Source organism: Bacillus sp. BB081, assembly GCF_008368895.1.
Classification (GTDB): domain Bacteria; phylum Bacillota; class Bacilli; order Bacillales; family Bacillaceae_G; genus Bacillus_A; species Bacillus_A wiedmannii.
Map to the genome: position 1 here is coordinate 89,847 of NZ_QOZX01000014.1, position 26,560 is coordinate 116,406.

At 34.9% G+C, this 26,560-nt stretch carries 33 protein-coding genes, 1 pseudogene and 2 riboswitches; of the genes and pseudogenes, 20 read left to right on the forward strand and 14 right to left on the reverse strand.

The genetic code is table 11. The features are described from left to right. Positions 1–38: 38 nt before the first annotated feature. Positions 39–302 (forward strand): phosphocarrier protein HPr, encoded by a 264-nt coding sequence (gene ptsH, locus DN394_RS06975; RefSeq protein WP_000411080.1) that lies wholly within the window; start codon positions 39–41, stop codon positions 300–302. After that, positions 302–2,014, forward strand: coding sequence for a phosphoenolpyruvate--protein phosphotransferase (gene ptsP / locus DN394_RS06980; RefSeq protein WP_000174214.1), 1,713 nt, complete (start codon positions 302–304; stop codon positions 2,012–2,014). Before ptsH ends, ptsP begins: the two co-directional genes overlap by 1 nt. A gap of 97 nt (positions 2,015–2,111) precedes the next feature. Here ptsP and DN394_RS06985 read toward each other — a convergent pair whose 3' ends face one another. From DN394_RS06985 to DN394_RS06995, 3 genes are all read right to left on the reverse strand, one after another. Next, positions 2,112–2,483: a DUF3915 domain-containing protein gene (locus tag DN394_RS06985; RefSeq protein ID WP_141474858.1), complete on the reverse strand. Its 372-nt coding sequence runs from the start codon at positions 2,481–2,483 to the stop codon at positions 2,112–2,114. A 196-nt stretch (positions 2,484–2,679) separates the two neighbouring features. Continuing rightward, on the reverse strand, positions 2,680–2,898 hold the full coding sequence (locus DN394_RS06990) for a hypothetical protein (RefSeq protein WP_000100492.1): 219 nt from the start codon (positions 2,896–2,898) through the stop codon (positions 2,680–2,682). Positions 2,899–3,188: 290 nt separating this feature from the next. Beyond that, positions 3,189–3,806: a nitroreductase family protein gene (locus tag DN394_RS06995; RefSeq protein ID WP_097917828.1), complete on the reverse strand. Its 618-nt coding sequence runs from the start codon at positions 3,804–3,806 to the stop codon at positions 3,189–3,191. 332 nt (positions 3,807–4,138) lie between these two features. On the opposite strand from DN394_RS06995, the gene DN394_RS07000 reads away from it, so the two are divergent. The 4 genes from DN394_RS07000 to DN394_RS07015 all read left to right on the forward strand — a co-directional run bounded on the left by DN394_RS07000 (position 4,139) and on the right by DN394_RS07015 (position 7,878). Continuing rightward, positions 4,139–5,431, forward strand: coding sequence for a GGDEF domain-containing protein (locus DN394_RS07000; protein ID WP_001023199.1), 1,293 nt, complete (start codon positions 4,139–4,141; stop codon positions 5,429–5,431). Between the two features lie 77 nt (positions 5,432–5,508). Beyond that, positions 5,509–6,657, forward strand: coding sequence for a serine hydrolase (locus tag DN394_RS07005; RefSeq protein ID WP_141498574.1), 1,149 nt, complete (start codon positions 5,509–5,511; stop codon positions 6,655–6,657). Between the two features lie 4 nt (positions 6,658–6,661). Then, positions 6,662–7,540 (forward strand): NAD(P)-dependent oxidoreductase, encoded by an 879-nt coding sequence (locus DN394_RS07010; RefSeq protein WP_046956421.1) that lies wholly within the window; start codon positions 6,662–6,664, stop codon positions 7,538–7,540. A 5-nt stretch (positions 7,541–7,545) separates the two neighbouring features. Beyond that, on the forward strand, positions 7,546–7,878 hold the full coding sequence (locus DN394_RS07015; protein ID WP_097917829.1) for a DUF3909 family protein: 333 nt from the start codon (positions 7,546–7,548) through the stop codon (positions 7,876–7,878). Between the two features lie 51 nt (positions 7,879–7,929). Here DN394_RS07015 and DN394_RS07020 read toward each other — a convergent pair whose 3' ends face one another. The 6 genes from DN394_RS07020 to DN394_RS07045 all read right to left on the reverse strand — a co-directional run bounded on the left by DN394_RS07020 (position 7,930) and on the right by DN394_RS07045 (position 12,942). Beyond that, the gene (locus DN394_RS07020; RefSeq protein WP_000054671.1) at positions 7,930–8,205 is read right to left on the reverse strand and encodes a hypothetical protein; all 276 of its coding nucleotides are present in this window, start codon (positions 8,203–8,205) and stop codon (positions 7,930–7,932) included. A 298-nt stretch (positions 8,206–8,503) separates the two neighbouring features. Continuing rightward, positions 8,504–9,016 carry a 1,2-dihydroxy-3-keto-5-methylthiopentene dioxygenase gene (locus DN394_RS07025; RefSeq protein WP_000057324.1) on the reverse strand — a complete coding sequence of 171 codons (513 nt, stop codon included), beginning with the start codon at positions 9,014–9,016 and terminating at the stop codon, positions 8,504–8,506. Beyond that, positions 8,994–9,632, reverse strand: coding sequence for a methylthioribulose 1-phosphate dehydratase (locus DN394_RS07030; RefSeq protein WP_000811321.1), 639 nt, complete (start codon positions 9,630–9,632; stop codon positions 8,994–8,996). The genes DN394_RS07025 and DN394_RS07030 overlap by 23 nt, the downstream gene beginning before the upstream one ends. Then, on the reverse strand, positions 9,629–10,288 hold the full coding sequence (locus DN394_RS07035) for a 2-hydroxy-3-keto-5-methylthiopentenyl-1-phosphate phosphatase (protein ID WP_097917830.1): 660 nt from the start codon (positions 10,286–10,288) through the stop codon (positions 9,629–9,631). Before DN394_RS07035 ends, DN394_RS07030 begins: the two co-directional genes overlap by 4 nt. Next, complete coding sequence (gene mtnW / locus DN394_RS07040) at positions 10,285–11,529, reverse strand: 2,3-diketo-5-methylthiopentyl-1-phosphate enolase (RefSeq protein ID WP_097917831.1); 1,245 nt, start codon at positions 11,527–11,529, stop codon at positions 10,285–10,287. Before mtnW ends, DN394_RS07035 begins: the two co-directional genes overlap by 4 nt. Before the next feature lie 64 nt (positions 11,530–11,593). Continuing rightward, positions 11,594–11,699, reverse strand: a riboswitch (SAM riboswitch). 64 nt (positions 11,700–11,763) lie between these two features. Continuing rightward, the gene (locus DN394_RS07045; protein ID WP_098091962.1) at positions 11,764–12,942 is read right to left on the reverse strand and encodes a pyridoxal phosphate-dependent aminotransferase; all 1,179 of its coding nucleotides are present in this window, start codon (positions 12,940–12,942) and stop codon (positions 11,764–11,766) included. Between the two features lie 14 nt (positions 12,943–12,956). Here DN394_RS07045 and DN394_RS07050 point away from each other — a divergent pair, with 14 nt between their 5' ends. From DN394_RS07050 to DN394_RS07065, 4 genes are all read left to right on the forward strand, one after another. After that, positions 12,957–13,820 (forward strand): carbon-nitrogen family hydrolase, encoded by an 864-nt coding sequence (locus DN394_RS07050; protein ID WP_002107779.1) that lies wholly within the window; start codon positions 12,957–12,959, stop codon positions 13,818–13,820. Between the two features lie 71 nt (positions 13,821–13,891). Next, positions 13,892–14,034: riboswitch (SAM riboswitch) on the forward strand. A gap of 90 nt (positions 14,035–14,124) precedes the next feature. Then, a complete protein-coding gene (gene mtnK, locus DN394_RS07055) occupies positions 14,125–15,306 on the forward strand; it encodes an S-methyl-5-thioribose kinase (RefSeq protein WP_048565667.1) in 1,182 nt (393 codons plus the stop codon). Then, positions 15,303–16,364 (forward strand): S-methyl-5-thioribose-1-phosphate isomerase, encoded by a 1,062-nt coding sequence (gene mtnA / locus DN394_RS07060; protein ID WP_098091961.1) that lies wholly within the window; start codon positions 15,303–15,305, stop codon positions 16,362–16,364. The genes mtnK and mtnA overlap by 4 nt, the downstream gene beginning before the upstream one ends. 67 nt (positions 16,365–16,431) lie before the next feature. After that, positions 16,432–16,569 (forward strand): YvrJ family protein, encoded by a 138-nt coding sequence (locus tag DN394_RS07065; RefSeq protein WP_000393342.1) that lies wholly within the window; start codon positions 16,432–16,434, stop codon positions 16,567–16,569. Positions 16,570–16,627: 58 nt separating this feature from the next. Here DN394_RS07065 and DN394_RS07070 read toward each other — a convergent pair whose 3' ends face one another. After that, the gene (locus DN394_RS07070; RefSeq protein WP_000258444.1) at positions 16,628–17,404 is read right to left on the reverse strand and encodes a 3-hydroxybutyrate dehydrogenase; all 777 of its coding nucleotides are present in this window, start codon (positions 17,402–17,404) and stop codon (positions 16,628–16,630) included. A gap of 195 nt (positions 17,405–17,599) precedes the next feature. Here DN394_RS07070 and DN394_RS07075 point away from each other — a divergent pair, with 195 nt between their 5' ends. From DN394_RS07075 to DN394_RS29720, 4 genes and pseudogenes are all read left to right on the forward strand, one after another. Beyond that, on the forward strand, positions 17,600–17,932 hold the full coding sequence (locus DN394_RS07075) for a PadR family transcriptional regulator (protein ID WP_000107986.1): 333 nt from the start codon (positions 17,600–17,602) through the stop codon (positions 17,930–17,932). Then, positions 17,932–18,699 (forward strand): DUF1129 domain-containing protein, encoded by a 768-nt coding sequence (locus DN394_RS07080; protein WP_097993679.1) that lies wholly within the window; start codon positions 17,932–17,934, stop codon positions 18,697–18,699. Before DN394_RS07075 ends, DN394_RS07080 begins: the two co-directional genes overlap by 1 nt. A 13-nt stretch (positions 18,700–18,712) precedes the next feature. Next, the gene (locus DN394_RS07085) at positions 18,713–19,474 is read left to right on the forward strand and encodes a DUF1129 domain-containing protein (protein WP_088064332.1); all 762 of its coding nucleotides are present in this window, start codon (positions 18,713–18,715) and stop codon (positions 19,472–19,474) included. A gap of 10 nt (positions 19,475–19,484) precedes the next feature. Next, positions 19,485–19,621, forward strand: a pseudogene (locus tag DN394_RS29720) (DNA-binding protein); the annotation flags it as partial. Between the two features lie 15 nt (positions 19,622–19,636). Here DN394_RS29720 and DN394_RS07095 read toward each other — a convergent pair. Beyond that, positions 19,637–20,254 carry a DUF955 domain-containing protein gene (locus DN394_RS07095; protein ID WP_097917836.1) on the reverse strand — a complete coding sequence of 206 codons (618 nt, stop codon included), beginning with the start codon at positions 20,252–20,254 and terminating at the stop codon, positions 19,637–19,639. 160 nt (positions 20,255–20,414) lie between these two features. Here DN394_RS07095 and DN394_RS07100 point away from each other — a divergent pair, with 160 nt between their 5' ends. The 3 genes from DN394_RS07100 to DN394_RS07110 all read left to right on the forward strand — a co-directional run bounded on the left by DN394_RS07100 (position 20,415) and on the right by DN394_RS07110 (position 22,583). Further along, the gene (locus tag DN394_RS07100; protein ID WP_097993678.1) at positions 20,415–20,708 is read left to right on the forward strand and encodes a DUF3928 family protein; all 294 of its coding nucleotides are present in this window, start codon (positions 20,415–20,417) and stop codon (positions 20,706–20,708) included. Positions 20,709–20,818: 110 nt separating this feature from the next. Continuing rightward, positions 20,819–21,268: an NUDIX hydrolase gene (locus DN394_RS07105; protein WP_000540530.1), complete on the forward strand. Its 450-nt coding sequence runs from the start codon at positions 20,819–20,821 to the stop codon at positions 21,266–21,268. 139 nt (positions 21,269–21,407) lie between these two features. Beyond that, positions 21,408–22,583 carry an acetyl-CoA C-acetyltransferase gene (locus DN394_RS07110; protein WP_000552069.1) on the forward strand — a complete coding sequence of 392 codons (1,176 nt, stop codon included), beginning with the start codon at positions 21,408–21,410 and terminating at the stop codon, positions 22,581–22,583. 31 nt (positions 22,584–22,614) lie between these two features. On the opposite strand, the gene DN394_RS07115 is transcribed toward DN394_RS07110, so the two are convergent. Further along, on the reverse strand, positions 22,615–23,367 hold the full coding sequence (locus DN394_RS07115) for an AAA family ATPase (RefSeq protein ID WP_000567977.1): 753 nt from the start codon (positions 23,365–23,367) through the stop codon (positions 22,615–22,617). A gap of 10 nt (positions 23,368–23,377) precedes the next feature. Then, on the reverse strand, positions 23,378–23,641 hold the full coding sequence (locus DN394_RS07120; protein WP_097917837.1) for a hypothetical protein: 264 nt from the start codon (positions 23,639–23,641) through the stop codon (positions 23,378–23,380). Between the two features lie 153 nt (positions 23,642–23,794). Between DN394_RS07120 and DN394_RS07125 the strand changes: the two genes are divergently transcribed. Beyond that, a complete protein-coding gene (locus tag DN394_RS07125) occupies positions 23,795–24,523 on the forward strand; it encodes a DUF4184 family protein (RefSeq protein ID WP_097993673.1) in 729 nt (242 codons plus the stop codon). Between the two features lie 36 nt (positions 24,524–24,559). Continuing rightward, positions 24,560–25,324 (forward strand): CREC-EF hand family protein, encoded by a 765-nt coding sequence (locus tag DN394_RS07130; protein WP_097917839.1) that lies wholly within the window; start codon positions 24,560–24,562, stop codon positions 25,322–25,324. 46 nt (positions 25,325–25,370) lie between these two features. Here DN394_RS07130 and DN394_RS07135 read toward each other — a convergent pair whose 3' ends face one another. After that, positions 25,371–25,802, reverse strand: a complete 432-nt coding sequence (locus DN394_RS07135) for a DUF3997 domain-containing protein (protein WP_097917840.1) — start codon at positions 25,800–25,802, stop codon at positions 25,371–25,373. A gap of 131 nt (positions 25,803–25,933) precedes the next feature. Between DN394_RS07135 and DN394_RS07140 the strand changes: the two genes are divergently transcribed. Continuing rightward, a complete protein-coding gene (locus DN394_RS07140) occupies positions 25,934–26,389 on the forward strand; it encodes an RDD family protein (RefSeq protein ID WP_000769076.1) in 456 nt (151 codons plus the stop codon). Positions 26,390–26,560: the final 171 nt, after the last annotated feature.

Sequence of the window (26,560 nt, forward strand, 5' to 3'; positions counted from 1 at the left end):
AACTAAAAAATACTGTAATTTAAAGGAGATAAATTATCATGGAAAAAATCTTTAAAGTAACTAGCGACTCAGGAATTCATGCTCGTCCAGCAACTCTACTTGTAAACACTGCAAGCAAATTTGGTTCTGACATTAACTTAGAGTATAACGGAAAAAACGTTAACTTAAAATCAATCATGGGCGTTATGTCTTTAGGCATTCAACAAAACGCAGAAATTAAAATCACTGCAAATGGTGATGATGCAGCTCAAGCACTAGCAGCTATCGAAGAAACTATGAAAAACGAAGGATTAGGAGAATAATGACTCTTAATATTCAAGGGATCGCTGCATCAAGTGGGATTGCTATTGCAAAGGCTTTCAGACTTGAGAATCCTGAATTTAACATCGAAAAGAAATCAATTACAAACGAAGCTGCTGAAATTGCACGCTTAGACGCTGCGCTTGAAAAAGCAAAAACTGAATTAGAAGCAATTAAGGACCATGCTTTTGCTGAGCTGGGTGCTGATAAAGCTGCGATCTTTGAAGCACATTTATTAGTGTTAAATGATCCAGAACTAGTAAACCCAGTAAAAGATAAAGTAAATAGTGAAAAAGTAAATGCTGAATTTGCAATGGATGAAGTTGCATCAATGTTTATTTCTATGTTTGAAAACATGGATAACGAATATATGAAAGAACGTGCTGCGGACATTCGTGACGTAACAAAACGCGTTCTTGCACATTTACTAGGAATTAACTTCTCAAACCCTGGTACAATTTCTGAAGAAGTAATCATCATTGCTGAAGATTTAACACCATCTGATACAGCTCAGTTAAACCGTAAGTATGCAAAAGGTTTTACAACTGATATCGGTGGACGTACATCTCACTCTGCAATTATGGCTCGTTCTATGGAAATTCCTGCAGTTGTTGGTACGAAAGTTGTTATGGAGAAAATCCAAAACGGCGATATCGTAATCATCGACGGTTTAGATGGAGAAGTAATTGTAAATCCATCAGAAGAAACTCTTCGTTCTTTTGAAGAAAAGAAAGCGAAATTTGAAGAGCAAAAAACTGAATGGGCAAAATTAAAAGACCAAGCTACTGTAACAAGTGATGGACATCACGTTGAGCTTGTTGCAAATATCGGAACACCAAATGATGTACAAGGTATTATCGATAATGGCGGAGAAGGCGTTGGTTTATACCGTACAGAATTCTTATACATGGGCCGTGACAATCTTCCAACAGAAGAAGAGCAGTTCGAAGCGTATAAAGCAGTTCTTGAAGGTGTAAAAGAAGGTCAACCTGTTGTTGTTCGTACACTGGACATCGGTGGAGATAAAGAGCTTCCATACTTACATTTACCAAAAGAAATGAACCCATTCTTAGGATACCGTGCAATTCGCTTATGTCTTGATGAGCAAGATGTGTTCCGTACACAACTTCGTGCATTACTTCGTGCTAGCGTATACGGTAACTTAAAAATTATGTTCCCAATGATTGCAACTCTTGATGAGTTCCGTCAAGCGAAAGCAATCTTATTAGAAGAGAAAGCGAAACTTGTAGAAGCGGGTACAACTGTTTCTGATTCTATTGAAGTGGGTATGATGGTTGAAATCCCAGCTTCAGCAGTATTAGCAGATCAATTCGCAAAAGAAGTTGATTTCTTCTCTATCGGAACAAATGACTTAATCCAATACACAATGGCTGCAGACCGTATGAACGAACAAGTAGCTTACTTATACCAACCATATAACCCGTCTATTTTACGTCTTGTAAAAATGGTTATCGATGCGGCTCATAAAGAAGGCAAATGGGCTGGTATGTGTGGTGAGATGGCGGGAGATTCACTTGCTATCCCATTATTATTAGGATTAGGTTTAGATGAGTTCAGTATGAGTGCAACATCTATTCTTCCTGCAAGAACACAACTAAGCAAGTTGTCAAAAGCAGAAATGGAAACATTAGCAGAAAAAGCATTAATGATGTCAACTGCTGAAGAAGTTGTTGAACTAGTTAAAAGCATATAATCAATAAAAAAACCTGAGTCGATTTGAAATCGGTCTCAGGTTTTTTCTATGAGAAAAGTAAATCTTATTTTCTTACTATAGAGGATAAGGAACGGAATTAGATAGCGATAGCAACGATATCAGTTGGGCATACACGTAAAATACCAGTAAAAGTATTTCGATTTTGATTGTTCTTATCGTCTTTATTATTATCTTTATCGTCTTTGTTATTACGAGCTAAAGCAGAGAAAAGAGCAACGCCGTTAGCGAAACCTTCAAAAATTACATTGTTGAATGTTCCGTTACCTCTAATGCTTAAAAGAGAAAGTTCTGTTCCAACTGAAATGCTAGCAAGCACGTTACATACAGCTGGTTGTTGTGGTTTTACCTCTCTCTCTCTCTCTTTCTCGCGATGGTCACGATGGTCGCACTCTCTTTCACGATGATGACAGTCTCTAAAGTTATCACAGCATCCAAATGATCCAAACATAATCCTCATCACCCCCTTCACACTTATAATCTATGTAAGTTCGGTAATGAGTGACTGGACAGAGAGTGGAATTTTTTCTGGGTGATTTTCTCATTTTAAAAGACTAGCTGGGTGTTTAGTACGGAATGATGTTTAAAATAGGGGAAATATCACAAAAAAGTGTAAAGACCACCGAAATGAATGAAATAGGTAGGCTTTACACTTTTTTACTTTTATATAAAACGATGATATATACAGGGAGAGCTAAGAGTAGTGGTGCAATGGATCTTGCAGTATGTTTTTCTGCGTCTAATTGGAACGTTTCTTCTTTTGGGAATTGTAACACTGATATGTTTGTAGCATCGCCAATAAAATATAACAGCAGTACAGTTACTATGTAACTTAAAAGTGCGATAAAGCTTCCGTATGAACTCAATGAAAATCCCTCTCTTGTTATCTATTTGTTATCATTGTATCATAATTGTAACAAAAACACACGGTTATATTTCGATGTTTTAACAAAATTCGACACGAAACGCCATTTATGTGTATGGGAATAGCATGAAGTTTACTGTTTTTTTATGTATAGATGTCGAATAATACATTGTAATATTACGGGTGTGTGACAGAAGAAAAAGAAACGAAGGTAATGAAATTACCTTCGTTTCTTTTTTATCCCGTATTAACAGGCAGTAAGCCCCTCACATTGATTAAAGGTTCACTTTATTATTTTGCCCATTCACTCACTTGTTCTACGCTCATTCGTGGTGCAGGATGACCTTTTAAAGTTGATTCACCAATTGTAATAAGCATAATTGGTACGTAACGAGATGAAACATTGAATTCTTCTGTAAGTGCTTGTGGGTTGAAACCACCAATAGCACAAGTATCCCAGCCAGTTGCTTTAGCCGCAAGCATAAGTTGCATTGCTGCTAAAGATGCATTTGAAAAGGCGGCATCTCTTGGGAATTGCTCACGAGCATATGCAGACTCAATATTTTTAGCTAAGCGCTCTTTTGCTTCTTCTTTCATAAATCCTTGTTCTACAATTGGACCATAAACTGGTTCAACGTTTTTATAAGCTTCTAAATCACCTAAAATAGCGACTACAGCAGAAGCATCAAGTATTTGTTGCTGGTTATAAGCAATTGGATGCAATCGTTTCTGTACATCTTCACCTTGGAATACAAGGAATTTCCAGTGCTGCAAGTTCCAAGCAGAAGGTGCTTGAGCAGCTCCCTTTAAAATCTCGTGTAACTCTGTAGATGAAATTTCTTTATCTGGGTTGAATGCACGTGTAGATGTGCGTTCGTATAGAACATTAAAAAAGTTGTCGTTTGTCATTATATATCCTCCAAGTAACATATCAAATTATAAAAAAATACATGTAATATATTCTACTTACATTTTGTAAGTTGTCGAATTTAAGAATATAATATCTTTATTTTAATTGTCAAGTTTTAAAGAGGAAGCTAGGGCATTCATACAAACGATACAATTCCTATAATCATACACTAGAAAAGGAATTTATAGAGTGAAAAAACGAAGAGAACATTCTCAATTAGCTTGTTAATATGTATCCCTCACTTATTAAAGTATTTAGAGAACAGTTTTTTTATAAAATGTTTGTGAGGAATGCAGTAGAACAAGATATATGAAGTGAGTGAAGACTAGTGATGAACATACTACATTTTTTATTAGAGAATACGGTTTTCCAAAATGTATTACAAGATCTTCAGTTAAATGTCCTTTATATAGAAAATGGATGCACACATCAACAAACGATAGAAAATATTCATCCAAAATGTATGTTTATAGCAAATAGTTTTGAAGAAGGAGAATTATTGTTTCAGAGAACAAAACCACATATTGTAATTATGTATGTAACAGATTTTTCTCAAATAAAATATATAAAGAATATGTATAATCCACAGAGTACATTTATTGTCATTTGGGATCAACAGATAACAAGCGAGTTTGCAGAGGTGCTTACGTTAGGAATACGTAATATTGTGATAGCTCCTGTGACTCCACAAATGGTGTTAGAGGAAGTGAATAAGAGTTTGTATCAACTTTCTTTAGTGCGGCAAGTAAGTTTGCAACAAGAACTACTTCAAACGATGTTTGATTTTCAAAATGATCTATTATTTATAGTAGAAGACGATGAGATTGTTGATTGTAATACAAATTTTTTAGAGTTTTTCGGATATGAAAATTTATTTGCCTATCGTGAGCAACATTTAGTATTTGCTGAACATTTTATTAGAGAAAACGGATACTATTCAACAACTCATGATATAACATGGTTAGATGATACATTATCATATGATAGAAGAATTAAGATGTCTAATTATGAAGGGGAAGTGTCAACTTTTTTATTGCGTGCGACACCACTGCCAGAAGATTTATCAAGATTTATTGTGAAGTGTACAGAGATTACAGAATTAGATGAAATCTATCAAGAACAAGAAAGGCTTGCTATGATAGATTCGTTAACAGAGATTTATAATCGTTTGAAGTTCCAACAAATACTAGAGGCAGAATGGGATAATGCAATGCGTAACGATGAAAAAATAGCACTTATTTTATTTGACATAGATAATTTTAAAACAGTAAATGACACGTATGGCCATGATTTTGGTGACTTAGCATTAATTCAGCTTGCAGAGCTTATGAAATCTAAAGTGGAGCAGCAACATGTATTTGCAAGGTGGGGAGGAGAAGAATTTATTATATTAGTAACTAATACAGTAGAAAAAGAAGCATTTCAGGTTGCAGAATCATTACGATTTTTCATTGAAACAAAGCATTTCTCCGGAATTTCGAAATTAACAGCGAGTTTTGGAGTCGCGTTATATGAACAAGGGATTACAAGAGAAGAATTAATGCAACGAGCGGATATTGCATTATATGAAGCGAAAAAAAATGGGAAAAATCAAGTGTGTGTATATAGAAAAGAAAAAAAGTGATTTTTCGCAACAAATTGTTGCGATTTTTTTTTATTGTTTGATAATAGAATGTGGGGGGGATTTTGGACGAAGGAATTATGGAGGAACAACATGATAAAAAAATAATGACGATGGCTTCGCTGTCTGCTGTAGTTTGTGGTGGAGTATACTATTTTCTCTATAATCCCAATATAAAGGAAAGCACTGTATTAACAACTAAGGTGAATCCTACTATTGAATCAGAAGTACAAGAGAATATAGAAGAAAAAGAAGAAAAACAAATTGATTATGCTAGTATATCTCAAAAGTTAGATCAATATTTAATAGGAAAGCAATTTAATGGAACAGTTTTAGTAACAGATAAAGAGCATGTTATATTGAATAAAGGATATGGATATGCTGATGTTCAAAATAAGATAGAAAATACGCCTCAAACAAAATATCGTGTCGGTTCTATTACGAAAACAGTCGTGGCCACATCTATTTTACAGCTGCAGGAACAAGGGAAGTTAAATATTCAAGATAATGTAAATAAATATATTCCCTCTTTTCCGGTAGATAAAAATATCACCTTATATCATTTGTTAACACACACATCAGGTTTACCAGAAAGCGGAAAAGGGAAAGTGAATGCCGCTTCTCGTATAAATTTAGTAAATTGGATTGGAAGTCAAAAATTAGAATTTTCACCAGGCGCAGGTTGGAGATATACAGATTATAATTATATGGTGCTTGCCTATATTATAGAAAGCATATCAAAAAAACCTTTAGGAGATTACATAAAAGAAAATATATTTACTAAAGCAGAAATGCATGAATCTGGTATGGGAAATATGGTTCAGGGAGATCAGCATTTTACTAAAGGATATGTAAAGAAAGAGAATGTACTTGAACCTGCACAAAAATTGTTAATGGAGTGGTTATACGGATGCGGTGAGATGTATACGACAGTTGGCGATATGAAGAAATTAGACGAAGCGATTATAAATGGGAAACTTCTTTCTGAACAAAGTAGACAAGCGATGTTTTCACCTTCAACAGAACGAAAATATGCATATAGTTTTTACATATATTCGGATTATTTTCATAATCATGGTGTACTATCTGGTTGGAACACTTTCAATAATTTTAATAAAGAAAAAGGTACTTTTGTTATATTATTTTCAAATGTGAAAAATAGTATAGATGATGATTTTAATAATGAGTTTCGAAAGATGGTAAGTGATTTATTAGAACAAAGGGGATGAGAAAATGGAACGTAAAAATGTATCAATAGGTTTCATCGGTATTGGTGTAATGGGAAAAAGTATGGTGCGTCATTTAATGCAAGACGGCTATCAAGTATATGTATATAATAGAACGAAAACGAAGACAGACTCTTTAGTGCAAGATGGTGCGAATTGGTGTGATACACCGAAAGAGTTAGTGAAGCAAGTTGATGTTGTAATGACTATGGTTGGATATCCACATGATGTAGAAGAAGTGTACTTTGGGATAGATGGAATTTTGGAGAATGCAAATGAAGGTACGATAGCAATTGATTTCACGACATCTACACCAACATTGGCAAAACGTATTAACGAAACCGGTAAAAGTAAGAATGTATATACGTTAGATGCGCCTGTATCTGGAGGAGACGTTGGTGCGAAAGAAGCAAGGCTCGCAATTATGGTCGGTGGCGAAAAAGAAATATATGAAAAATGTTTACCGTTATTTGAAAAACTAGGGACAAATATTCAGTTGCAAGGACCAGCTGGAAGTGGACAACATACAAAAATGTGCAATCAAATTGCGATTGCTTCTAACATGATTGGAGTATGTGAAGCTGTTGCTTATGCGAAAAAAGCTGGACTAGACCCAGATAAAGTATTAGAGAGTATTTCAACGGGAGCAGCAGGTAGCTGGTCATTGAGTAACTTAGCTCCTCGAATGTTAAAGGGAGATTTTGAACCAGGGTTTTATGTAAAGCATTTTATGAAAGATATGAAGATAGCTTTAGATGAGGCTGAAAAATTGCAATTGCCAGTACCAGGTTTAAGTTTGGCGAAGGAATTGTATGAAGAGTTAATGAAAGATGGGGAAGAGAATAGCGGAACACAAGTTTTATACAAAAAATACATAAGGGGGTAAATGAGATGGATCTTCAAAAATTTGATGAGATGATTGATACTGTTCAGCGAGCAACTTGTATACAAATTAGTGCAAAACAAAAAGAAGCTTTTAAACAAAAATATGATTTTGAGCCGGAATTCGAATATGGAAGAGATGAGAAGGGGCATTATGTTATTCGAACTTCAAAAAAGATGTTAGAAGAAATGGAGTTTTATTTGGCATTGAAATATGATCGAGATGGGGTTGATCTTTATATGCAAGCAGAGATTGACGGTATATGTCACGTATCTGTTAGCTATAGTGAAGATGTCCTACATTTACAAGAATTGTTTCAATTTCTAGAAGAAAATAAATAAAAGTCCTCATTTGAGGACTTTTATTTATTTAGGTATATTTAATTTTTATAATTATAAGCTAGAAGCTCGGCGGCATCGTTCAATTGGGAATGGAATAACTTGCGCGATGTGATTAGGACCAAATTGTTTTGCACGAGCATGGCGTACTATATAAAATGCACACAGAATTGAAACAGGAATAGCACCGAATAAACCAAAAAATAAAGCGCTTACACAAGATGCGACAAAACCTAAAACACCAACTTCTAACTCTTCCATAATAGCTCCTAGAATAACAGGAAGTGCTCCACACGTAACCCCTAGTATAAGTGCGATAAGTAAACTCATGATTATCCCCCTCTGTTTGCGATATTCTTTTCCTTTTTATTTAATAGTAGTATACCATAAACAAAACAGAATTTTCAGAAAAAATTCAAAAAAAGTTCAATAAATGTTCAGAAATACACTTAAAAAATAGAAGGGGGAGGTTGTTTTTTTGAACGAAAGGAATCGTATGGTTAGGTACATAAAAAATCAGGCTTATTTCATTTTTTGAAATAAGCCTGTTCTATAGGAGGATGTATATATGTAGAGTGAATAAAAGGTTGGAAAAGGGGATCCAAGTCCTTTTATTCAACTAACTACCTTAATAGATCGGAACCCAGCCTTCAGTTGTAACAAAAATACGAATAGCTACAACTTGACGATCATCTTGCAAGGTAAAATAGTGTCTTGCATTTTCTGGAACAGATATGAGATCGCCTGGCTCAAGTTCAACGTCAAAGAATTTGCCATCTTTTCCTTCAATGGCAAAGATGCCATGTCCACTAACAATAAAGCGAACTTCATCATCGGTATGATGGTGTTCTTTTTGGAAATTAATTAATAATTCGTCAAGGTTAGGTGTGCTATTTGAAAGTGAAATTACATCATGTGCTTTATAACCTCGGCGCGCTGAAACATCAGCGATTTCTTTTGAAAACACAGCTAATATTTCAGCCTTGTTTTCATCTGTTAATGAATAATTTTCATTTAAATAAGTAGGAAGTTTAGAGATGTTCCATTTCTCATATAAAACGCCTTCCTCTTGTAGAAATTTAGATACTTCTACTTCATTTTCTATGCGAGTATTTACTTCATGAATACGAATTTGCGCCATTAGAAACGCCTCCTTGAATTGATAATAGTTTTATATGAAATTGGAATAAAAACTCATAAGCTTCTAATCTTTTCTTTGCATCAAAGCTATCTCGGCCCCATACGGTAATACCGTGGTTACGAATTAATACTGCTCCCGAATCTCCTTGTATATGCTTTCGGAAGTTTTCTCCAAGCGTTGGGATATGGGCATGGTTTTCAATAATAGGAATGTGAATTGTGGCACCTTCTTCCCAAATATCGAGAGCTTTAATAATTTCTTGATTTTGAAGGGTGACTGCATCACTATATAAATTTGTGATGACATTATTATCAGTTGTATGAACATGAAGTACGCACCCGGCATTCGTATTGTTATAAATATGTGTATGCAATATTGTTTCTGCTGAAGGGCGTAATTCAGTCTCTAATACGGGAAGCCCTAGATGATCTACTAATAGAAAATCATCTGGAGTTGTTTTTGTTTTATCTTTACCGCTTGCTGTAATAAGAAAAGTAAGTGGCTCATGACTAACCTTTATAGAAATATTACCACTCGTTGCTGGAAACCAATTTCGTGTTGTTAATTCTTTTTTTATCTCGCTTAAGTCATACCATTGACGAAAAAGTTGTTTCATGATTTCACCTCCAACAAATGTTTTAATTGGGTTTGAACATCGTGAAATGTTTCAAACGGTGTATAAGCAATATAATTCTCTTCACACTTTGTAATAAGGAAGTCGCGAGCAAATACTTTATCTGCTTGTTTCGCAGCTTGTAAATCAGTAATTGAATCTCCAATCACAATATGGAAGTCATTCGTATCACTTAATTTACGGATTAAAGATGATTTGCATAATCCGCAATGATTTTGACAATGATGATCACAAGGATGAGGCCACTTAACTGTAATGAATTCACTTGAAAAGTCTGTTTCATTACAGTAAATTTGCTCTTTTGGAATGATTCCTTGTAAGAGTGGATAGACGAAGAAATCCATTCCACCTGATATAACGTAAAAAGAAATGTTATTTTCATTTACAAATTGTATAAATTCCTGAAAACCACTACGGATTTCAGCAGTTTCTATTAAAAATTGAATCATATCATCGTGTAGACTAGTAGGTATTAATTGAAATAATTGAGAAACACCTTCTTGAATAGATAGCTCTTGTGATAAAATTCTATTCTTTACTTCTTCGGCTTCTGGTGGTGCGAATTTTTCCATAATGGACATAATGTTATCATTATTTGTAATCGTGCCATCGAAATCACAAAATACTTGAATACTCATAATTTCACCCCATGAGAGGGATTTCCCCATATTTGTAGTGCACTATGCAAATTTATGTCATCTACTTCATGGAGTGGTGTATTTTGCAAAGTAGCATTAATTGCAGTACGGAAAGCTTTACCGCCCCCTTGCGCCCCACTTGGATGCCCATGTATCCCGCCGCCAGCATTAATAACAACATCTTTACCGAAATCTCGTAGAATAAAGGGAACGAAACCAGGGTGAATACCAGCAGACGGAACAGAAAAACTCTTCTTGAAAAATGCATCGTCTTCAGTTAAATGTTTTGAGATGGCAAGAGCCTCCTCTTTTTCTAGTGCAACACTTCCGTATGGAGATGGGAATAATGAAAAGTCAGCCCCAGCATAACGTAGTAGCTTTCCTAGTAATAATGGAGAGGAAACTCCATATAACTTGGATGCTGAATAAGCACCACTTACAGCAGGGTGTGCCATAATAGGAACTGGGATTTCATCATCTTCTGCAAGTGATTGTAGTACATCTAGTCCGTAAGCAAATACATTAAATAATAGAATATCTGCCCCAGCTTGCACTGCGCGTTTCGCATTTTCTTTTAAATCAAAAGTTCGTCCTGTTAAATTTACGGCATATAACGTTTTATGTCCGTATGTTTCATATACGGATTCTAAAACTTCTTTTCCAGATACAATGCGTTTCGTAAGTGGTGTTAATGTATTCTCAAATAATATTTCATCATCTTTTACTATATCTACACCACCAATTGCTTGATCGCGTAATTGCGTTTTTAAATACCCAATATTTCGCCCAATCATTCCTTTAAAAATACTCATTAAAAGGGGACGCTCATGAACTTGTAAAAGATTTCGAATACCATCTATCCCGAATTTTGGACCAGGGAAATATTGTTTTAACTCTTCTGAAAATGTTAGGTCGATTAATTTCACTTCGCCATCAAGTGATAGCTTTCCGAATGTAGTTGTTAAAATTGCTGGTAAGTCCGGACTGAAGTTTAATAACGGATATTCGATTTTAATAATCCCGCGTTTAACTTTTTTACGTAAATACGAATTGGTATGTTCTTGTTCAGCTAGTTCTTCAACATGAATGACGTTGCCTTTATGTTGTTTTAATTGTTCTTGCAATAAGTGTGGCAAATGAGTCCAAGAGCCAATTGTTAAACCGAGTGCAATTTGCTCGGCTTTTTTTTCTAAGTTATGTGAATCATCATGGATTAAATACGTTGCTATAATTCCGCTCATTGTTAAAACCTCCTAGTTAAATAAAAAAACCTCTCAGCTAAGGAGAGGTTTTTTTACAACCAGCTCCTTATCTGTCAGCATAATGCTGCGAGAATTAGCACCGTGTCTACAATTGTAGATCGGTTGCCGGGTTTCGTCGGGCTCGTCCCTCCACCTGCTCTTGATAAGAAGTATTTAGAAATGTTTAAATTTTTAAGATAACTGAATTTTGTCAGATATTTTTCATGTTGTCAATTACTTTTTGAAAAAATTTAATTTATCAATTCGATTAATGGCTTCTCGTAATCTATCTTCTGTATGCAAGAGACCAACACGGACATATCCTTCACCATGTTCACCAAATCCAACACCAGGAGCAACTGCAACGTGTGCTTTTTCTAGTAAAATATTAGAAAATTGCTCAGATGTATATCCTTTCGGAACAGGAAGCCATGCAAAGAATGAGCCTGTTGGAATGTCTACATTCCAACCAATTGAGTGACAAGCTGAAACAAGAGCGTTTCTTCGAGATTCGTAACTATTTACAAGGTCTATTACGCAAGACTGTGAACTTAATAGTGCTTCGCGGGCAGCATCTTGAACTGCACCAAAAATACTAACATACATATGATCTTGTAATAAGTTAATTGTCTCAATCACACTTTCATTCCCCACAGCAAAAGCGATGCGCCATCCAGCCATATTGAAAGTTTTCGATAGAGTGTAAATTTCAATACCTGTATCTTTAGCACCGTCTGCTTGCAAGAAACTAACAGGTTTTTGACCATCGAATCCAATAGCACCGTAAGCAAAATCATGAACGACTAATATATTATGTTCATTAGCAAAATGAATGGTTTCATCAAAGAAATCTTTTGATGCAGTAGCACCGGTAGGATTATTTGGATAGTTTAAAAACATTAACTTTGCATGCTCAGCGGTAGTGGCATCAATTTTCGTATATTCTGGTAAAAAATTATTTTCTGCAAGTAGCGGCATTGTTACAAATTGTGCTTTTGCTAAAGCAACTCCTGATAAATAATCTGGATAGCCTGGATCTGGAACGAGAATAGTATCACCAGGGTTTGTAAAACAAACTGGTAATTCTACTAATCCAGCTTTTCCACCAAACAAAATAGCAACTTCTGTTTTTGGATTTACTACTACATCATATTCGCGTTGATAGAATGTTGCCACGGCTTCTTTTAAACTTTCGTGTCCGCGAAATGGCGGATATTTATGATGAATGGTCTTTTCAGCAGCATCTTGTAAAGCTTTTACGATATGCTGCGGTGTTGGTTGATCTGGATTACCTTGACCTAGATTAATAACATCGTGACCAGCTGCAACGACTTTGTTAACTTTTGCAACAAGTGAAGCAAAAAATTGTGTAGGCAATGATGTTACTATCTCAGAAGGTTGAAATAATTTCATACTTTCCACCTCTTTTGAAAGTTGTTACAATTCTAGTGACAAATGATATAATCTTTCCAGTATTTTGTAAAGAAAAAATTAAGAATGGGGCTGACAAAATGAAAGTCGCATGTATTCAAATGGATATTGTCTTTGGAGATGTAGAAAAAAATATTGAGAATGCTAAAAATAAAATAAGCGAAGCGATGAAGGAAAGACCAGATGTGATTGTCTTACCAGAACTATGGACAACGGGATATGATTTAACGAGGCTTACTGAAATTGCAGATAGGGATGGATTGCAAACGAAAGAAAAGCTGAAAGAATGGTCGAAGCAATATGGTGTACATATTGTCGGTGGTTCTATAGCGAAGCAAACAGAGCAAGGTGTTACAAATACAATGTATGTGGTAAACAAGGAAGGAGAACTAGTCAATGAATATAGTAAAGTGCACTTATTTCAGCTTATGGATGAACATAAATATTTAATCGCTGGAAATAGTACAGGTGAATTTAGGCTAGATGATGTAGAGTGCGCCGGCACAATTTGTTATGATATTCGTTTTCCAGAGTGGATGCGCGTTCATACTGCTAAAGGTGCAAAAGTTTTATTTGTTGTAGCAGAATGGCCATTGGTTCGTTTAGCGCATTGGCGTTTGTTACTGCAAGCAAGAGCAGTTGAAAATCAGTGTTATGTTGTTGCATGTAATAGGGCAGGAAAGGATCCGAATAATGAGTTTGCCGGTCATTCTTTAATTGTCGATCCTTGGGGCGAAGTTGTTGTAGAAGCGAATGAAGAAGAATCAATTTTATTTGGAGAGCTTCATTTTGAGAAAATTAAAGAAGTACGCAAAGGAATTCCAGTTTTTGCAGATCGTCGTCCAGAATTATACAAATAAAATGTTGACAAGTGATTTTTATTCTTGGTATAGTCTTCAACATAAAGTTAAAAATTCGAAAAATTATACAACTCTTATCAAGAGCAGGTGGAGGGATTTGGCCCGATGAAGCCCAGCAACCGACCGTAATACCATTGTGAAATGGGGCGTTTATTTACGCCAAAAGGCACGGTGCTAATTCCAGCAGAAAGTAAACCTTTCTGGCAGATAAGAGGGGAGAAGATAAACTTCAAACCTCTTTCTTTGTGGAAAGAGGTTTTTCTACGTCAGAAAAACCTCTGAATTAAAAAAGGGGGAGAAGACGATGGGATATTATTCATTAACTGAAACGACAGCTATACAATATGCGAAAGAACACGGTTATTTTGAAAAGAAAGCAAATGTAGTTTGTCATGAAATTGGAGATGGAAATTTAAATTACGTGTTCAAATTAGATGATGGAGAGAAGTCTATTATAATAAAACAAGCACTGCCATATGCGAAAGTAGTTGGTGAGAGCTGGCCACTGTCTATAAAAAGAGCGACGATTGAAAGTAAAGCATTACAAATTTTTGCGAAGTATGTGCCGGAATATGTGCCGGTAGTGTACAGTCATGATGAAGAGTTAGCAGTAACGGTCATAGAAGACTTATCGAGGCTAACAATTACAAGAAAAGGATTAATAGATGGAGAGGAGTACCCACTTTTATCCCAACATATTGGTCGTTTTCTAGCACATGTTTTGTTTTATACTTCAGATTTCGGGTTAGAGTCAGAAGAGAAAAGGGTACTAGAAGGTGCATTTGTAAACCCAGACCTTTGCAAAATTACAGAAGATTTAGTGTTTACAGATCCGTTTAGTCATTATGATACGAATGATTATGAACCAGAGTTACAACTAGCGGTGGATGAACTGTGGAGTGACAAAAATTTAAAATTAAAAGTAGCACAGTATAAATATAAGTTCTTAACAAGAAAAGAAGCGCTTATTCATGGTGATTTACATACTGGTAGTATTTTTTCATCACCTGCTGAAACGAAAGTAATTGATCCCGAATTTGCAACATATGGTCCATTTGGATTTGATCTTGGCCAATTTATTGCAAATTTATTATTAAATGCACTATCCCGTGAAGAGGAAAAAAGAAGTGTGCTATTTTTCCATATTGAGAAAACATGGAGTTATTTTGTAGAAGCTTTTACGAAGCTATGGATTGGAGAAGGTGTAGAAGCATATACGAAAGAGAAACAATGGTTGCCAATAATTTTGCAAAATATTTTTACGGATGCCGTTGGATTTGCCGGATGTGAGCTTATCCGTAGAACAATTGGCTTAGCGCATGTAGCTGATTTAGATGGAATAGCAAATAAAGAAACGAGAATTCAAGCTAAGAAACAAGCGTTATCCTTAGGTAAAGAACTAATAAAATATGAATCTAAGAGCGCTGATATTCAACTGTTCCGAACATTATTTCAACAGACAGTTTTTGGAGGGATAAAAGCATGAGTACAATTGTTACTGTTCCGAGATCTGTCAGTTGGAAAGGTGATGCCATTGCAGTATTAAATCAAACAAATTTGCCGCATAGTACAGAATACAAAACATTAACGACGATTGAAGAGGTGTGGAAAAGTATTGTCATGCTAGAAGTACGAGGAGCACCTGCAATTGGAATTGTAGCTGCATTTGGCTTGGCACTTGCATCAAAAAAATATAATACTGTACATATGGAAGAATTTCAAAAGAAGTTTAATAGAGATTGTAATTATTTAGGAACGTCACGCCCAACAGCAGTCAATTTATTTTGGGCAATCGATCGTATGAGAGAATCAATTCGAGAAATTACTACAATAAAAGAAGCACAAAGAAAATTAGAAGAAGAAGCGCTTCTCATTCAGCAAGAAGATGAAGCGGTATGCCGGAGTATTGGAGAACATGCATTAACATGCTTTAAAGACGGTGATAACATTTTAACAATTTGTAACGCTGGAAGTATTGCAACTGCTAGATATGGTACTGCATTAGCACCGTTTTATATTGGGAAAGAAAAAGGTGTACGTTTACATGCGTATGCGTGTGAAACGAGACCGGTTTTACAAGGGGGGCGTTTAACGACCTGGGAATTAAAACAGGCAAATATTGATGTAACACTTATTACAGATAATACGGCAGCGCATGCTATTCAAACGAAAGAAATAAACGCGATTATTGTAGGAGCGGACCGAATTGTCGCAAATGGAGATACAGCAAATAAAATCGGAACAATGAATTTAGCTATATTAGCAAAGTATTTCGATATTCCATTTTACGTTGCAGCTCCGTTATCGACATTTGATATTACGAAACAAACAGGCGCTGAAATTGTTATTGAAGAAAGAGACGAGACAGAAGTTACGAAAATTTTTGGAAAACAAGTGGCACCAGTTGGAACTACTGTTTATAATCCAGCATTTGATGTAACACCAAATGAATTAATTACAGGTATTATTACCGAGAAAGGTATTGTACGAGGAGATTATAAACAGGAAATTGCATTATTATTTGAAAAGCAAGCTAATACATAATAGCTTGTTTTTTTATGCCTAAATGTATTTCTCACTCTTATTTATATAATGAAAGGAGGAGAGAAAGATGGAAGAATGGATCAGGATGATAGGTAATGTAGGGTTTCCGATTGTTGTAACATTATATTTACTCCATCGTATTGAAAGTAAATTAGATGGGGTAATTGTTGCAATCGAGAAACTTCCTAAACAATTACTAAAGTAGGAAGGTCCTCGCGATAGAAAGTAAAATAAAGTTTGCTCTTCGTGAGCAAACTTTATTTTTATTGAGCAGTATAGCCACCATCGATAACAACTGCTTGACCAGTTATACCTCTTGCTTTTTCACTCGCTAAAAACATAGCATAATCAGAGATTTCTTGTACTTGTAATAGGCGCTTTTGTGGTACAAGTGGATAAATGACATCCTCTAAAACATTTTCAAGTGGTACATTTCGTGTAGTAGCTAAATCTTGTAGTTGATTACGTACAAGTGGGGTATCGACATAACCAGGACAAAGCGCATTAACGGTAATTCCGTGAGTAGCGCCTTCTAAAGCAGCAACTTTTGTTAATCCGATTACGCCATGCTTCGCGCTATTGTAGGCGGATTTTCCTGCAAATCCAACGAGGCCATTAATGGAGGCTACATTAATAATTCGGCCATACTTTTGTTTTTTCATGATTGGGAAGGCATGCTTAATTGCGATAAAAGGAGCGATTTGCATAATTTTAATAAGTAGTTCAAACTTTTCAGTTGGAAAATCTTCAATTGGTGAAACGTGCTGCATTCCTGCGTTGTTAATTAATATATGTAATGAACCGAAATGAGTAACGGTTTGAGAAATTGCAGCGGTAATTTCTTCTTCAGATGTAACATCACATTTTAAACCGATAGCTTGATAGCCTTCTTTTTGTAATTGTTCAGCAGCTTCTTTTGCACGTTCTTCAAGACGATCGGTAATCACAACTTTTGCACCTTCTTTTGCGAAAGCGTTTCCCATTTCATAACCAATACCGCTTGCAGCACCTGTTAAAAAGACAACTCGATTTGTAACCATGGTGAAAAACATCCCTTCGTAATAAAGTTCTCATATTGCTCTATTTAGAGAGGGGATAATAAAAATCCTGCAAAGATTTGGAAAAATATTGTTAGCTATCTTGTTTTGCAAAATAGTCTCTGCTATACTATTTTGTAAAGCAAGATACTTACGCTTATCTATCTTGTAAAACAAGATAGTGGGAGGATTTGAATTATGTCGACAAGTCAAATGCTGAAAGGGATTTTAGAAGGATGCTTACTTGCTATTATTTCTGAAGGTGAAATATACGGTTATGAAATGAGTGAAAAGCTAGCGAAGTATGGCTTTACAATGGCGAGTGAGGGAAGTATTTATCCGTTATTAATACGAATGCAAAAGGAAGGATTAATAACAAGTGTAATGAAGGAATCTCCATCTGGCCCAAAGCGAAAATATTATACATTAACAGAAAAAGGCGAGGAAGCACTTCATGAATTTATGGATCGCTGGGAAGCGATGCAAAGTAGTGTAGAGCGTCTACTTGAGGGGAAGGGGAGAAAAAAATAATGATATCAAGTGAAGCACGAAAGTTTTTATTAGATATGAGATTATTTTTAGTGGCAAAGGGTGTGAAAGAAAGCGATATTGAAAATTTTATAGAAGATGCAGAACTTCATTTAATCGAGGGTGAGAGTGATGGGAAAAGTGTAGAAGATATTTTCGGAAGCTCACCGAAAGAATATGCAAATGAACTTGTAAAAGTAATGGAAAAGGATAGACAGGAAACGTGGAAGCAAATTGGTTTTACAGTAATGAATATCGTATCGTTTTGGATTATTGCTTCTATCCTAATAGTGAATAACGGATTATTACAGATGTCACTTATTCAGTGCATTGGCTATAGCTTTACATTGATTGTAGCTGTAATGGGTCCTAATTTTCTACTTCGCAAAATGACCTTCGTAACAAGTTTTACAAAAACGTGGTTTTCTATGTGGGCTTTAGTTATGATCGTACCAATGTTTCTAATAGGGGCTGTAACAATATTAGATGTGATATATCCTACCAAAATGTTTATATTCACTCAAACGCAAAGCTATATATTAGCTGGAGGTATATTTGTCATCACAGTAGCGATAAATATGTATTTTGAAGGATGGTTTAAAAACTTATATTTAATTATTCCACTTTCTATTATGTTACTGTTTAAAACATTCACATCAGAAGATCTTATGCCAATGTTATTTCAAATTATATGTTTATACGGAAGTTTGTTTATTTTAATTTTCCTTGAAATTATGATGAAGACGAATAGAAGAGTAACGGTTAAATAAGGGAGGGGTTATCATGCAGATTTCTAAAGAAGGAGAAAAGTTTTTAATCGATACGAAAGTGTATTTAATAACAAAAGGAATGAAAGAAGAAGATGTGGACGCTTTTATAGAAGATGCAGAGCTTCATTTAATAGAAGGTGAGAAAGAGGGAAAGACGGTAACGGATATATTTGGTGATTCACCAAAAGAGTATGCGGAAGAATTGGCGAAAGAGATGGAGAAGGATAAAGGTGGGAGTATAAAGAGTATTCTTGCGATGATAATTGGTATTGGCGGGTATTGGATATTAACTCATATTTTATTTAATAATCCAAATCAGCAATTTACACTAACGAATATACAGTTAATTGGCTATCCTATCGTCTTAATCATTACGATTATTGGAACCATTGTTGCGTTTAGAATGTCTTCTTTTAAAAATAAATTTGTAGAGTTCGGAATTATTTACATAATAGTAATGGTTCCCATTTTATTATTAGTATTATTGATGTTTGTTGATAAATGGTACGGTACACCTATTTTGCAATTATCGACAATGCAAACATACATATTAGCAGCAAGTATCTTTTTATTACTTTTCGTTGGAGAAGTGTATGTCCTTGGTTGGATGGGTGTTTTGGTGCTAATTGTTCCTTTAGCGATTATGTTTATATTTAAAGGATTAGAAGAAAAAAATGTATTTTGGGGAATTGCAAAGATATTACTTATGTATGGAAGTATATATGGGTTAATGAGATGGTCTTTAAAAATTGAAGAGAGAAAAAGTGTAAACTAGTATTTCAAAAAAGTGGCTGCTCTGGATATACAAAAAATTATTTCCAAAGAAATACTATATTTTGATTTTTAGAGGGATTCGTTTTAGGTGTATAGTGTATCCTTTGCAGCCGGTATATCGTTTATTAATTGGAATAAATTGTTTTAAACAGTAACATGACAGTTACTGTTTTTTTCTTTGTAATAAAGAACTTTGTAAAGAGAGTGCTTTTTGTTCGTTTGTTAATAGGGATTGAATATGGACGTTTTCAGGACGAGGTACGATAGGGTACATAAGATTTGTTGGAGAAGGATGGTGCTCCGAGCCAGTTGGGGAATGAGGATCTGCGTGAGTAAGTTTTCCATGAACACGTCTTGTAAATAAAATATGACCGACTTCGTGAGCGAGCGTATATATATTTTTCATGGGAGCAGCCGAATTTGTTAAAACGATATAACCAGTAAGTTGCTGTTGTTTGGCTAAAGAGTACGCGCAGGCAATTACGGCTGTTTCTTTGAAATAATCACTGCCAATATAACAAATGTAAAGGTCGCATGCAGGAGCTTCATTTACACATGTTTGGAAAAAGGATGCTAATTTTTCCTGACTTTGAATAGAATTTTTATAACTAATTTCACGGTCAGAAAAACGAAAAAGTTCATTTAAAATAATTACGTCTTTAATTTGAAATGTAATGGGGTGCCAAATTGATTCTGCAACTGCTAAATCTTTTGCGATACGGTCATCAGAAATATCGGCGCCTGGAGTAATGCAAATACATATATTGACGTATGGATCCATAAGGAACACCTCAACTGAAAAAATTCTTTCTATAATATATGTTGGGAAAAGACCCTATGTATGGATAAAAGCCTTGTTTATTACAAGTCGAAAAAATTTCATAGTTCTATAACATGGTGTGGTCATCTTTTTGATATAGTAAAGAAAAGGGGGAGAATATATGTATACATTAAAAATCGTTTCAGACAGAGAAGCACTTTATCAATTTGCGAGTTATGTAAGAGTTGTACAAGGGGTTGAAGATGTATATGTAGAGGTGGGAGAACCTTTATATGAATATCCATTAATGAAGTTTTATGTACATATTAAGCTGGAGGAAACATATGAGCAACATAAAGCGTTACAAGAAATAGCAAGATTAGTAGAATTAGGGCGTTTTACATACGTTCATTATCGTAATGATGAAATTGAAGAAGCTTTTGAAGCTGTAAAATATGAAAGTTTTAAGAAATAAAATTGGAAAAAAGGAAGCGAAAGCTTCCTTTTTTTTCTTTGAAATTACATCAACAAAAGGAGAAAAATTTTGTTATGATAAGGAAGGGTGAGGAAAGGAGAGTTTACATATTGGGGTATATTGAAGAGTTACGCAAAGTCGTTGGGACAAGACCACTTATTCTTGTTGGATCAGCAATAATTATACTAAATGATAATCAAGAAGTATTGCTTCAATATCGGTCAGATACATATGATTGGGGTGTACCTGGCGGCGCGATGGAACTAGGAGAAACGACGGAAGAAACTGCTCGCCGAGAATTATTCGAGGAGACGGGATTAACTGCAAAAATTATGCAATTTCTAGGTGTCTTATCAGGAAAGGAAGTATATTTCCGTTATCCTAATGGGGATGAAATTTTTAATGTTATTCATCTGTATCAGGGGCATCATGTGAGTGGAGAATTAAGGCTTGATCATGAGGGATTGAAGCTTCAATATTTTCCGGTAGATAAGTTACCAAAATTGAATGAAACGACAGAGAAAATTTTACAAAAATTTTTATATGCATTAACAGAATAGAAGGTTAATTCCTTCTATTTTTATTATATTAAATATTTTGATTTTTTAGTATGTTTATAGTATGATAGATGTAGACATACATCTTATGGAATTTCACCTAAAAACTGACTAGGGTACATAAGAGAGGGGCAAGTGCAAAATGCATAATGTTGTTATTACAGCTGCAGTTCGTTCGCCAATTGGAACTTTTGGAGGAGCGCTAAAAAATGTAACGCCAGTAGAATTAGCGGTTCCTGTACTTCAGGAAGCTGTAAAACGAGGCGGGGTAGAACCACACGAAGTTGATGAAGTAATTTTAGGTCATTGTATTCAAAGAACTGATGAAGCAAATACTGCAAGAACAGCTGCATTAGCGGCAGGATTTCCTGACACAGTTACGGGTTATACAATCCAACGTCAATGTTCTTCGGGTATGCAAGCAATTATGTCAGCTGCAATGCAAATTCAATTAGGTGTAAGTGATGTTGTAATTGCAGGTGGAGTAGAAGCAATGAGCTCAAGCCCTTATGCATTAAAACAGCACCGCTGGGGACAACGTCTACAGCACGGAGAAATTCGTGATACGGTGTGGGAAGTACTAGAAGATCCGATTCACCATATTATGATGGGTGAAACGGCTGAAAATTTAGTTGACCAATATGAAATTACAAGAGAGGAACAAGATGAAGTTGCGCTTCGTAGTCATACATTGGCACTGCAAGCAATCGAGTCTGGATATTTTGACGAGCAAATTGTTCCTATTACGATAAAAGAACGTAGAAAAGAAATAGTATTTTCGAAGGATGAACATCCACGTGCAGATATTACAGCGGAAAAATTAGCAGGATTAAAACCAGCTTTCCGTAAAGATGGATCTGTAACGGCAGGGAATGCATCTGGCCTTAATGATGGAAGTGCGGTTCTAGTATTAATGAGCGAAGAAAAAGCGAAAGAAAAAGGCTTACAGCCGTTAGCTAGAATTGTTGGATATTCAGTAGCTGGAGTAGATCCGAAAATTATGGGTATTGGACCAGCACCAGCAATTCGTAAAGGGTTAGAAAAAGTAGATTGGTCATTAGAAGATGCTGATTTACTGGAAATTAATGAAGCTTTCGCGGCTCAATACCTAGCTGTAGAGAAAGAATTAGGTTTAGACCGTGAAAAAGTGAATGTAAACGGTAGCGGTGTAGGACTTGGACATCCAATCGGTTGTACAGGAGCTCGTATTACTGTAAGTTTAATTCATGAATTGAAGAGACGCGGTTTAGAAAAAGGAATTGCCTCTCTATGCGTCGGTGGCGGTATTGGGGTAGCATTATTTATAGAAGCACTATAAAAAAGAAGCAGCAATCGCTGCTTCTTTTTTATTAAGAATCAAATAAATGATGAAATAATCGATCACGATTTTCAAAGAAAAGTTTTGTCGTTTGGTAATGCTCGGTTTCTTCTAATGTGGATTCATGAATCCCTTCTTGTGTTAAAGAATATATAGTGGATTCAGGATAAGCCATTAAAATAGGAGAGTGCGTCGCGATAACAAATTGTGAACCTTGTTCCGCTAGTTCGTGCATTCGAATAAGCATGGAAAGTTGCCTCATTGGTGATAGAGCGGCCTCAGGCTCATCTAAAATGTATAAACCTTGTCCTGAAAAACGGTTCATAAATAAGGAAAAGAATGATTCGCCGTGTGATTGTTTGTGTAGTGAGATACCACCATATGAGTCAATAACTGGATTCCCGCGTGCTTCTAGATCAGCATCCATCTCATCAATATAAGAAGCAACGTTATAAAATGATTCAGCACGAAGAAAGAAACCGTCGTTTGGTGTATTGAAACTTTTAGAAATTCGAAGGTATTCATGTAAAGATGAATGTGAATCGTTTGTGCTAAAGCGGAAATTCTTCGTTCCACCTTCTGCATTAAATCCTAAAGCGATTGCAATTGCTTCGAGTAATGTTGATTTTCCCGTTCCGTTTTCTCCAATAATGAATGTTACATTTGGATGGAAGGCAAGTGATTGTAAAGTTCGGATAGCGGGTAGACAGTAAGGATATGCGGAAAAACTAGGGATATTTTCTTTTTTTAATGTGACATTTTTTAAAAAGGGTACGTCAATCAATATATAAACCTCAATTCATAACGGATTTTGATTCTAAAAAAGCAGCAAATACAAGGGTAAGACAGCTTGCAAATAGTATTGTATATTGAAGTGCGCCAAAGCCAAGACCTTCCCAGCTTAAAGTCATTCTCCTCCATATGAAAATAAAAAGAACGCTTATAAAACCAACGAGAGCAGGCATATATTTTATAATTTTTAAGTGCTTCCACAGAAAAAAGCCGATGTATGTAAGTACAAAGAAGATAAGCAGAATGAGAAAAAAGCAAGTGTTAATGACACGTGAACCTCTCCTTATTTTCTGAATATTTTATGTGGATTATAACATGTAAACTATCATATTCCAATGTGAAAATAAATATTGCATCAAGATCAATTCTCTCGTTATGATAGATGGTATTCTATTGAAGATATGAAAAGGAGTTAAAACATGCCGTTTACATTTGCGCATCCAGCAGCAGTCCTTCCTTTTGTGAAAAAGCAGTCCAAATATATTTCAGTAACGGCTCTTATATTAGGCAGTATGGCGCCTGATTTTGAATATTTTTTACACTTTAGACCGTATGGTGTTATTGGGCATACATGGCTTGGATTCTTATATTTAAATTTACCACTTGTATTTCTGTTAGCATATATGTATCATTACATTTTAAAAAAGCCGTTTATAACACATTTACCTAAACCGTTTGCTGGCTATTTTGCATATGCAGTAGATGAGAGGTGGGGGCTTCATACATGGAAGGATTTCTTTGTATTTTGCTATTCTGCTTTATTTGGTATGCTCACGCATGTCGTTTGGGATGCGTTTACTCATAAGACAGGCTACTTCGTTATGGAAATACCATTGTTACAAAGGGAATTACATAGTATCCCGGTGTATAAATATATGCAACACGGGAGTACATGTGTTGGTTTCTTATTCCTATTATACGTATTATGGAAGTATAAAGATGAAACAGGGAAAGATATTATGATAGCTTCAGAAAAAAGGAAGTATTGGGTTTCGGCAATCATTTTCGCAGCTCTAGTATTTATCGTTTACGCGTTTGTAGATCCCTATTTTCATATTTTCCAAATAGGGGGTATAATAGTATCTGGACTGACAAGTTCGTTTTGTGGACTTCTCATTGTTTCTATAGTCTACAAAGCAAAGGACTAATTTATATTAATGAATGATAGTGTTAGGAGAAATTATATGATGAAAGCATGGAAAAATATTTTTGTTTTATGTAGTTTTCTTCTTATGTTAAGTGGTTGCTTCCATCAAGAAGAAAAGAAAGTTGAACCGAAGAAGAAAGAATCTATTCCTGAAACAAAAGAATATGGTGGGCGTGAGCTGAAAAAAGTAGGACAAAAAGTGAAAGAAACAGGGTGGGGTACTTTTAAGTTAGAACAGATTCAATCTGTAAATCAAACATTTGAAGTAGCACCAATGAAAATTCACATACAAGATGTAAAAGTAATCTCTTTATCGCAAATGAGTAAAGATGCAAAAAATACATTAAAAGTATTTACGGCATTAACTCCTGAAGAAGTAAAGCGTAGATTAGGAGATAAAGTAAGTCAAGAAGATGCGGAGTTATATGCATCGATAAGTGGTACAGAGATTAGTGATACGATTCGTTACGTTGAAATTACATATAAGGTGGAAAATAGCGGGAATAAAAATATGCAATTTTTCTCTATGAATGATGTTACGATTAATGATAAGCAACATTTTAAAGTTGCAACTCAAAACTTTTTATATGATGAAGATACGCTCGTTGGTACAAAAAATGTATCAAGGGAAGACTATAAGCCTGGTGAAACAAGAGATGGTATTATCGGCTTAATACTTGATGATGGAAAAGAAAAGGTAAAGGATATTAAGTTTACAACAGATAATGCAGTCGCAGCAGATACAGAAACGCAAGATGTTGTAAAAGAGGCACAAACTTTTAATATCTCACTTTCTGAGTAGGGGATTTTTAAAAACATAAAAGAAAAAACAGTCAGCGTTAAAAATATTATGCTGACTGTTTTTTCTTTTCTTTTATGTATGAATCTACATTTTGAAAAGGTACCTTAATTTTAAATGCATCTTTTTGTTCATTAAATTGCTTTTCATTATAAGGACCAAAACGTTTATTATGCTTTACGTCAATAATCCAATAATTCTCACTTTTTTTATTTGCAATTGCTCCGTCAGGGTTATTCGGATCTGACTTTTCCTCAATTTGTTTTGCAATAATGTATTTATCATCCCAAGCTATGTCTGTAATTTTTGCAGGAATGTATTGTGTGGCATATACAGCATCTTGCGATGGGAAAAGTTCAAATGCATTTCCAGAAGTACGTATGAGTTCGTATTCATCGTTAATCGTATAAGTTATATGATTTGTATTTCCAGCACAACCGGCTAATAGGAATGCGACGAATAGGATTATCCATTTTTTCAATATGGGAACCTCCTTTACAATGCTGTTGTAACACATTGTACAAGAAAAGTAAGAGAAACGCTAGTTTACAATGTTTTTTAGAAGTGGTACGATGAGACGGGTAAAGAAGGATATGAAGGAGTCGACATAAAATGAAGTTAAAGATGCATCGTCCAGCGCTTGTAATGAATCGCATAGGTGCTTCCCTAATTGACATGTTTTTAATCTCGGTTATGTATGGTGCAGTAGTAGCTATTATGACCGGAAATTATAGTGCTATTTTTAATCGCTTTAATATTAGTTTTGGTGATTATAGATATGATCTCGCAGTAGTTTTTATATTAATGGCGATATATTTTATTTTGGTACCCTTTATTTGGAACGGTGTTACACTTGGTAAAAAGGTAACGAGAATAAAATTAATTTCATTGAAGAGTGAAAAGTTAACATTACAAACATTAATTATAAGATTTTTTGTATTGTTATTACCGAACATATTGCTACTTGGAATTCCGATATTATGTAACGTATATATGATGTTATTCCGCAAAGATAATTGTGGTTTTCAAGATTTAATTACAAAAACAAAAGTGATAAGTCTTGTATAATAAAACAGAGACCTTTTTATACATAAAATAAGAAGGTCTTTTTTAATTATATAAATATATTTTAAAGGATATATAATAAGAAAAAGTTAATCCATATCATTTTTGATTTTAATAGATTGAAAATTAAGAAAATGTTATAATGATTAAAATAATATCTTTATATAATAAGGG

What these genes read in the sequence shown, in the direction of transcription:
- DN394_RS07010 (WP_046956421.1), top strand. Translation starts at nt 6,662, where the DNA reads ATGGAACGTAAAAATGTATCAATAGGTTTCATCGGTATTGGTGTAATG.
- DN394_RS07025 (WP_000057324.1), bottom strand. Translation starts at nt 9,016, where the DNA reads ATGGCGCAAATTCGTATTCATGAAGTAAATACTCGCATAGAAAATGAA.
- DN394_RS07100 (WP_097993678.1), top strand. Translation starts at nt 20,415, where the DNA reads ATGTATACATTAAAAATCGTTTCAGACAGAGAAGCACTTTATCAATTT.
- DN394_RS07015 (WP_097917829.1), top strand. Translation starts at nt 7,546, where the DNA reads ATGGATCTTCAAAAATTTGATGAGATGATTGATACTGTTCAGCGAGCA.
- DN394_RS07035 (WP_097917830.1), bottom strand. Translation starts at nt 10,288, where the DNA reads ATGAGTATTCAAGTATTTTGTGATTTCGATGGCACGATTACAAATAAT.
- DN394_RS07095 (WP_097917836.1), bottom strand. Translation starts at nt 20,254, where the DNA reads ATGGATCCATACGTCAATATATGTATTTGCATTACTCCAGGCGCCGAT.
- DN394_RS07080 (WP_097993679.1), top strand. Translation starts at nt 17,932, where the DNA reads ATGATATCAAGTGAAGCACGAAAGTTTTTATTAGATATGAGATTATTT.
- DN394_RS07020 (WP_000054671.1), bottom strand. Translation starts at nt 8,205, where the DNA reads ATGAGTTTACTTATCGCACTTATACTAGGGGTTACGTGTGGAGCACTT.
- ptsP (WP_000174214.1), top strand. Translation starts at nt 302, where the DNA reads ATGACTCTTAATATTCAAGGGATCGCTGCATCAAGTGGGATTGCTATT.
- DN394_RS07075 (WP_000107986.1), top strand. Translation starts at nt 17,600, where the DNA reads ATGTCGACAAGTCAAATGCTGAAAGGGATTTTAGAAGGATGCTTACTT.
- DN394_RS07045 (WP_098091962.1), bottom strand. Translation starts at nt 12,942, where the DNA reads ATGAAATTATTTCAACCTTCTGAGATAGTAACATCATTGCCTACACAA.
- DN394_RS07125 (WP_097993673.1), top strand. Translation starts at nt 23,795, where the DNA reads ATGCCGTTTACATTTGCGCATCCAGCAGCAGTCCTTCCTTTTGTGAAA.
- DN394_RS07030 (WP_000811321.1), bottom strand. Translation starts at nt 9,632, where the DNA reads ATGAAACAACTTTTTCGTCAATGGTATGACTTAAGCGAGATAAAAAAA.
- DN394_RS07130 (WP_097917839.1), top strand. Translation starts at nt 24,560, where the DNA reads ATGATGAAAGCATGGAAAAATATTTTTGTTTTATGTAGTTTTCTTCTT.
- DN394_RS06985 (WP_141474858.1), bottom strand. Translation starts at nt 2,483, where the DNA reads ATGTTTGGATCATTTGGATGCTGTGATAACTTTAGAGACTGTCATCAT.
- DN394_RS07000 (WP_001023199.1), top strand. Translation starts at nt 4,139, where the DNA reads ATGAACATACTACATTTTTTATTAGAGAATACGGTTTTCCAAAATGTA.
- DN394_RS07110 (WP_000552069.1), top strand. Translation starts at nt 21,408, where the DNA reads ATGCATAATGTTGTTATTACAGCTGCAGTTCGTTCGCCAATTGGAACT.
- DN394_RS07140 (WP_000769076.1), top strand. Translation starts at nt 25,934, where the DNA reads ATGAAGTTAAAGATGCATCGTCCAGCGCTTGTAATGAATCGCATAGGT.
- mtnW (WP_097917831.1), bottom strand. Translation starts at nt 11,529, where the DNA reads ATGAGCGGAATTATAGCAACGTATTTAATCCATGATGATTCACATAAC.
- DN394_RS07065 (WP_000393342.1), top strand. Translation starts at nt 16,432, where the DNA reads ATGGAAGAATGGATCAGGATGATAGGTAATGTAGGGTTTCCGATTGTT.
- mtnK (WP_048565667.1), top strand. Translation starts at nt 14,125, where the DNA reads ATGGGATATTATTCATTAACTGAAACGACAGCTATACAATATGCGAAA.
- DN394_RS07070 (WP_000258444.1), bottom strand. Translation starts at nt 17,404, where the DNA reads ATGGTTACAAATCGAGTTGTCTTTTTAACAGGTGCTGCAAGCGGTATT.
- ptsH (WP_000411080.1), top strand. Translation starts at nt 39, where the DNA reads ATGGAAAAAATCTTTAAAGTAACTAGCGACTCAGGAATTCATGCTCGT.
- mtnA (WP_098091961.1), top strand. Translation starts at nt 15,303, where the DNA reads ATGAGTACAATTGTTACTGTTCCGAGATCTGTCAGTTGGAAAGGTGAT.
- DN394_RS07005 (WP_141498574.1), top strand. Translation starts at nt 5,509, where the DNA reads ATGGAGGAACAACATGATAAAAAAATAATGACGATGGCTTCGCTGTCT.
- DN394_RS07085 (WP_088064332.1), top strand. Translation starts at nt 18,713, where the DNA reads ATGCAGATTTCTAAAGAAGGAGAAAAGTTTTTAATCGATACGAAAGTG.
- DN394_RS06995 (WP_097917828.1), bottom strand. Translation starts at nt 3,806, where the DNA reads ATGACAAACGACAACTTTTTTAATGTTCTATACGAACGCACATCTACA.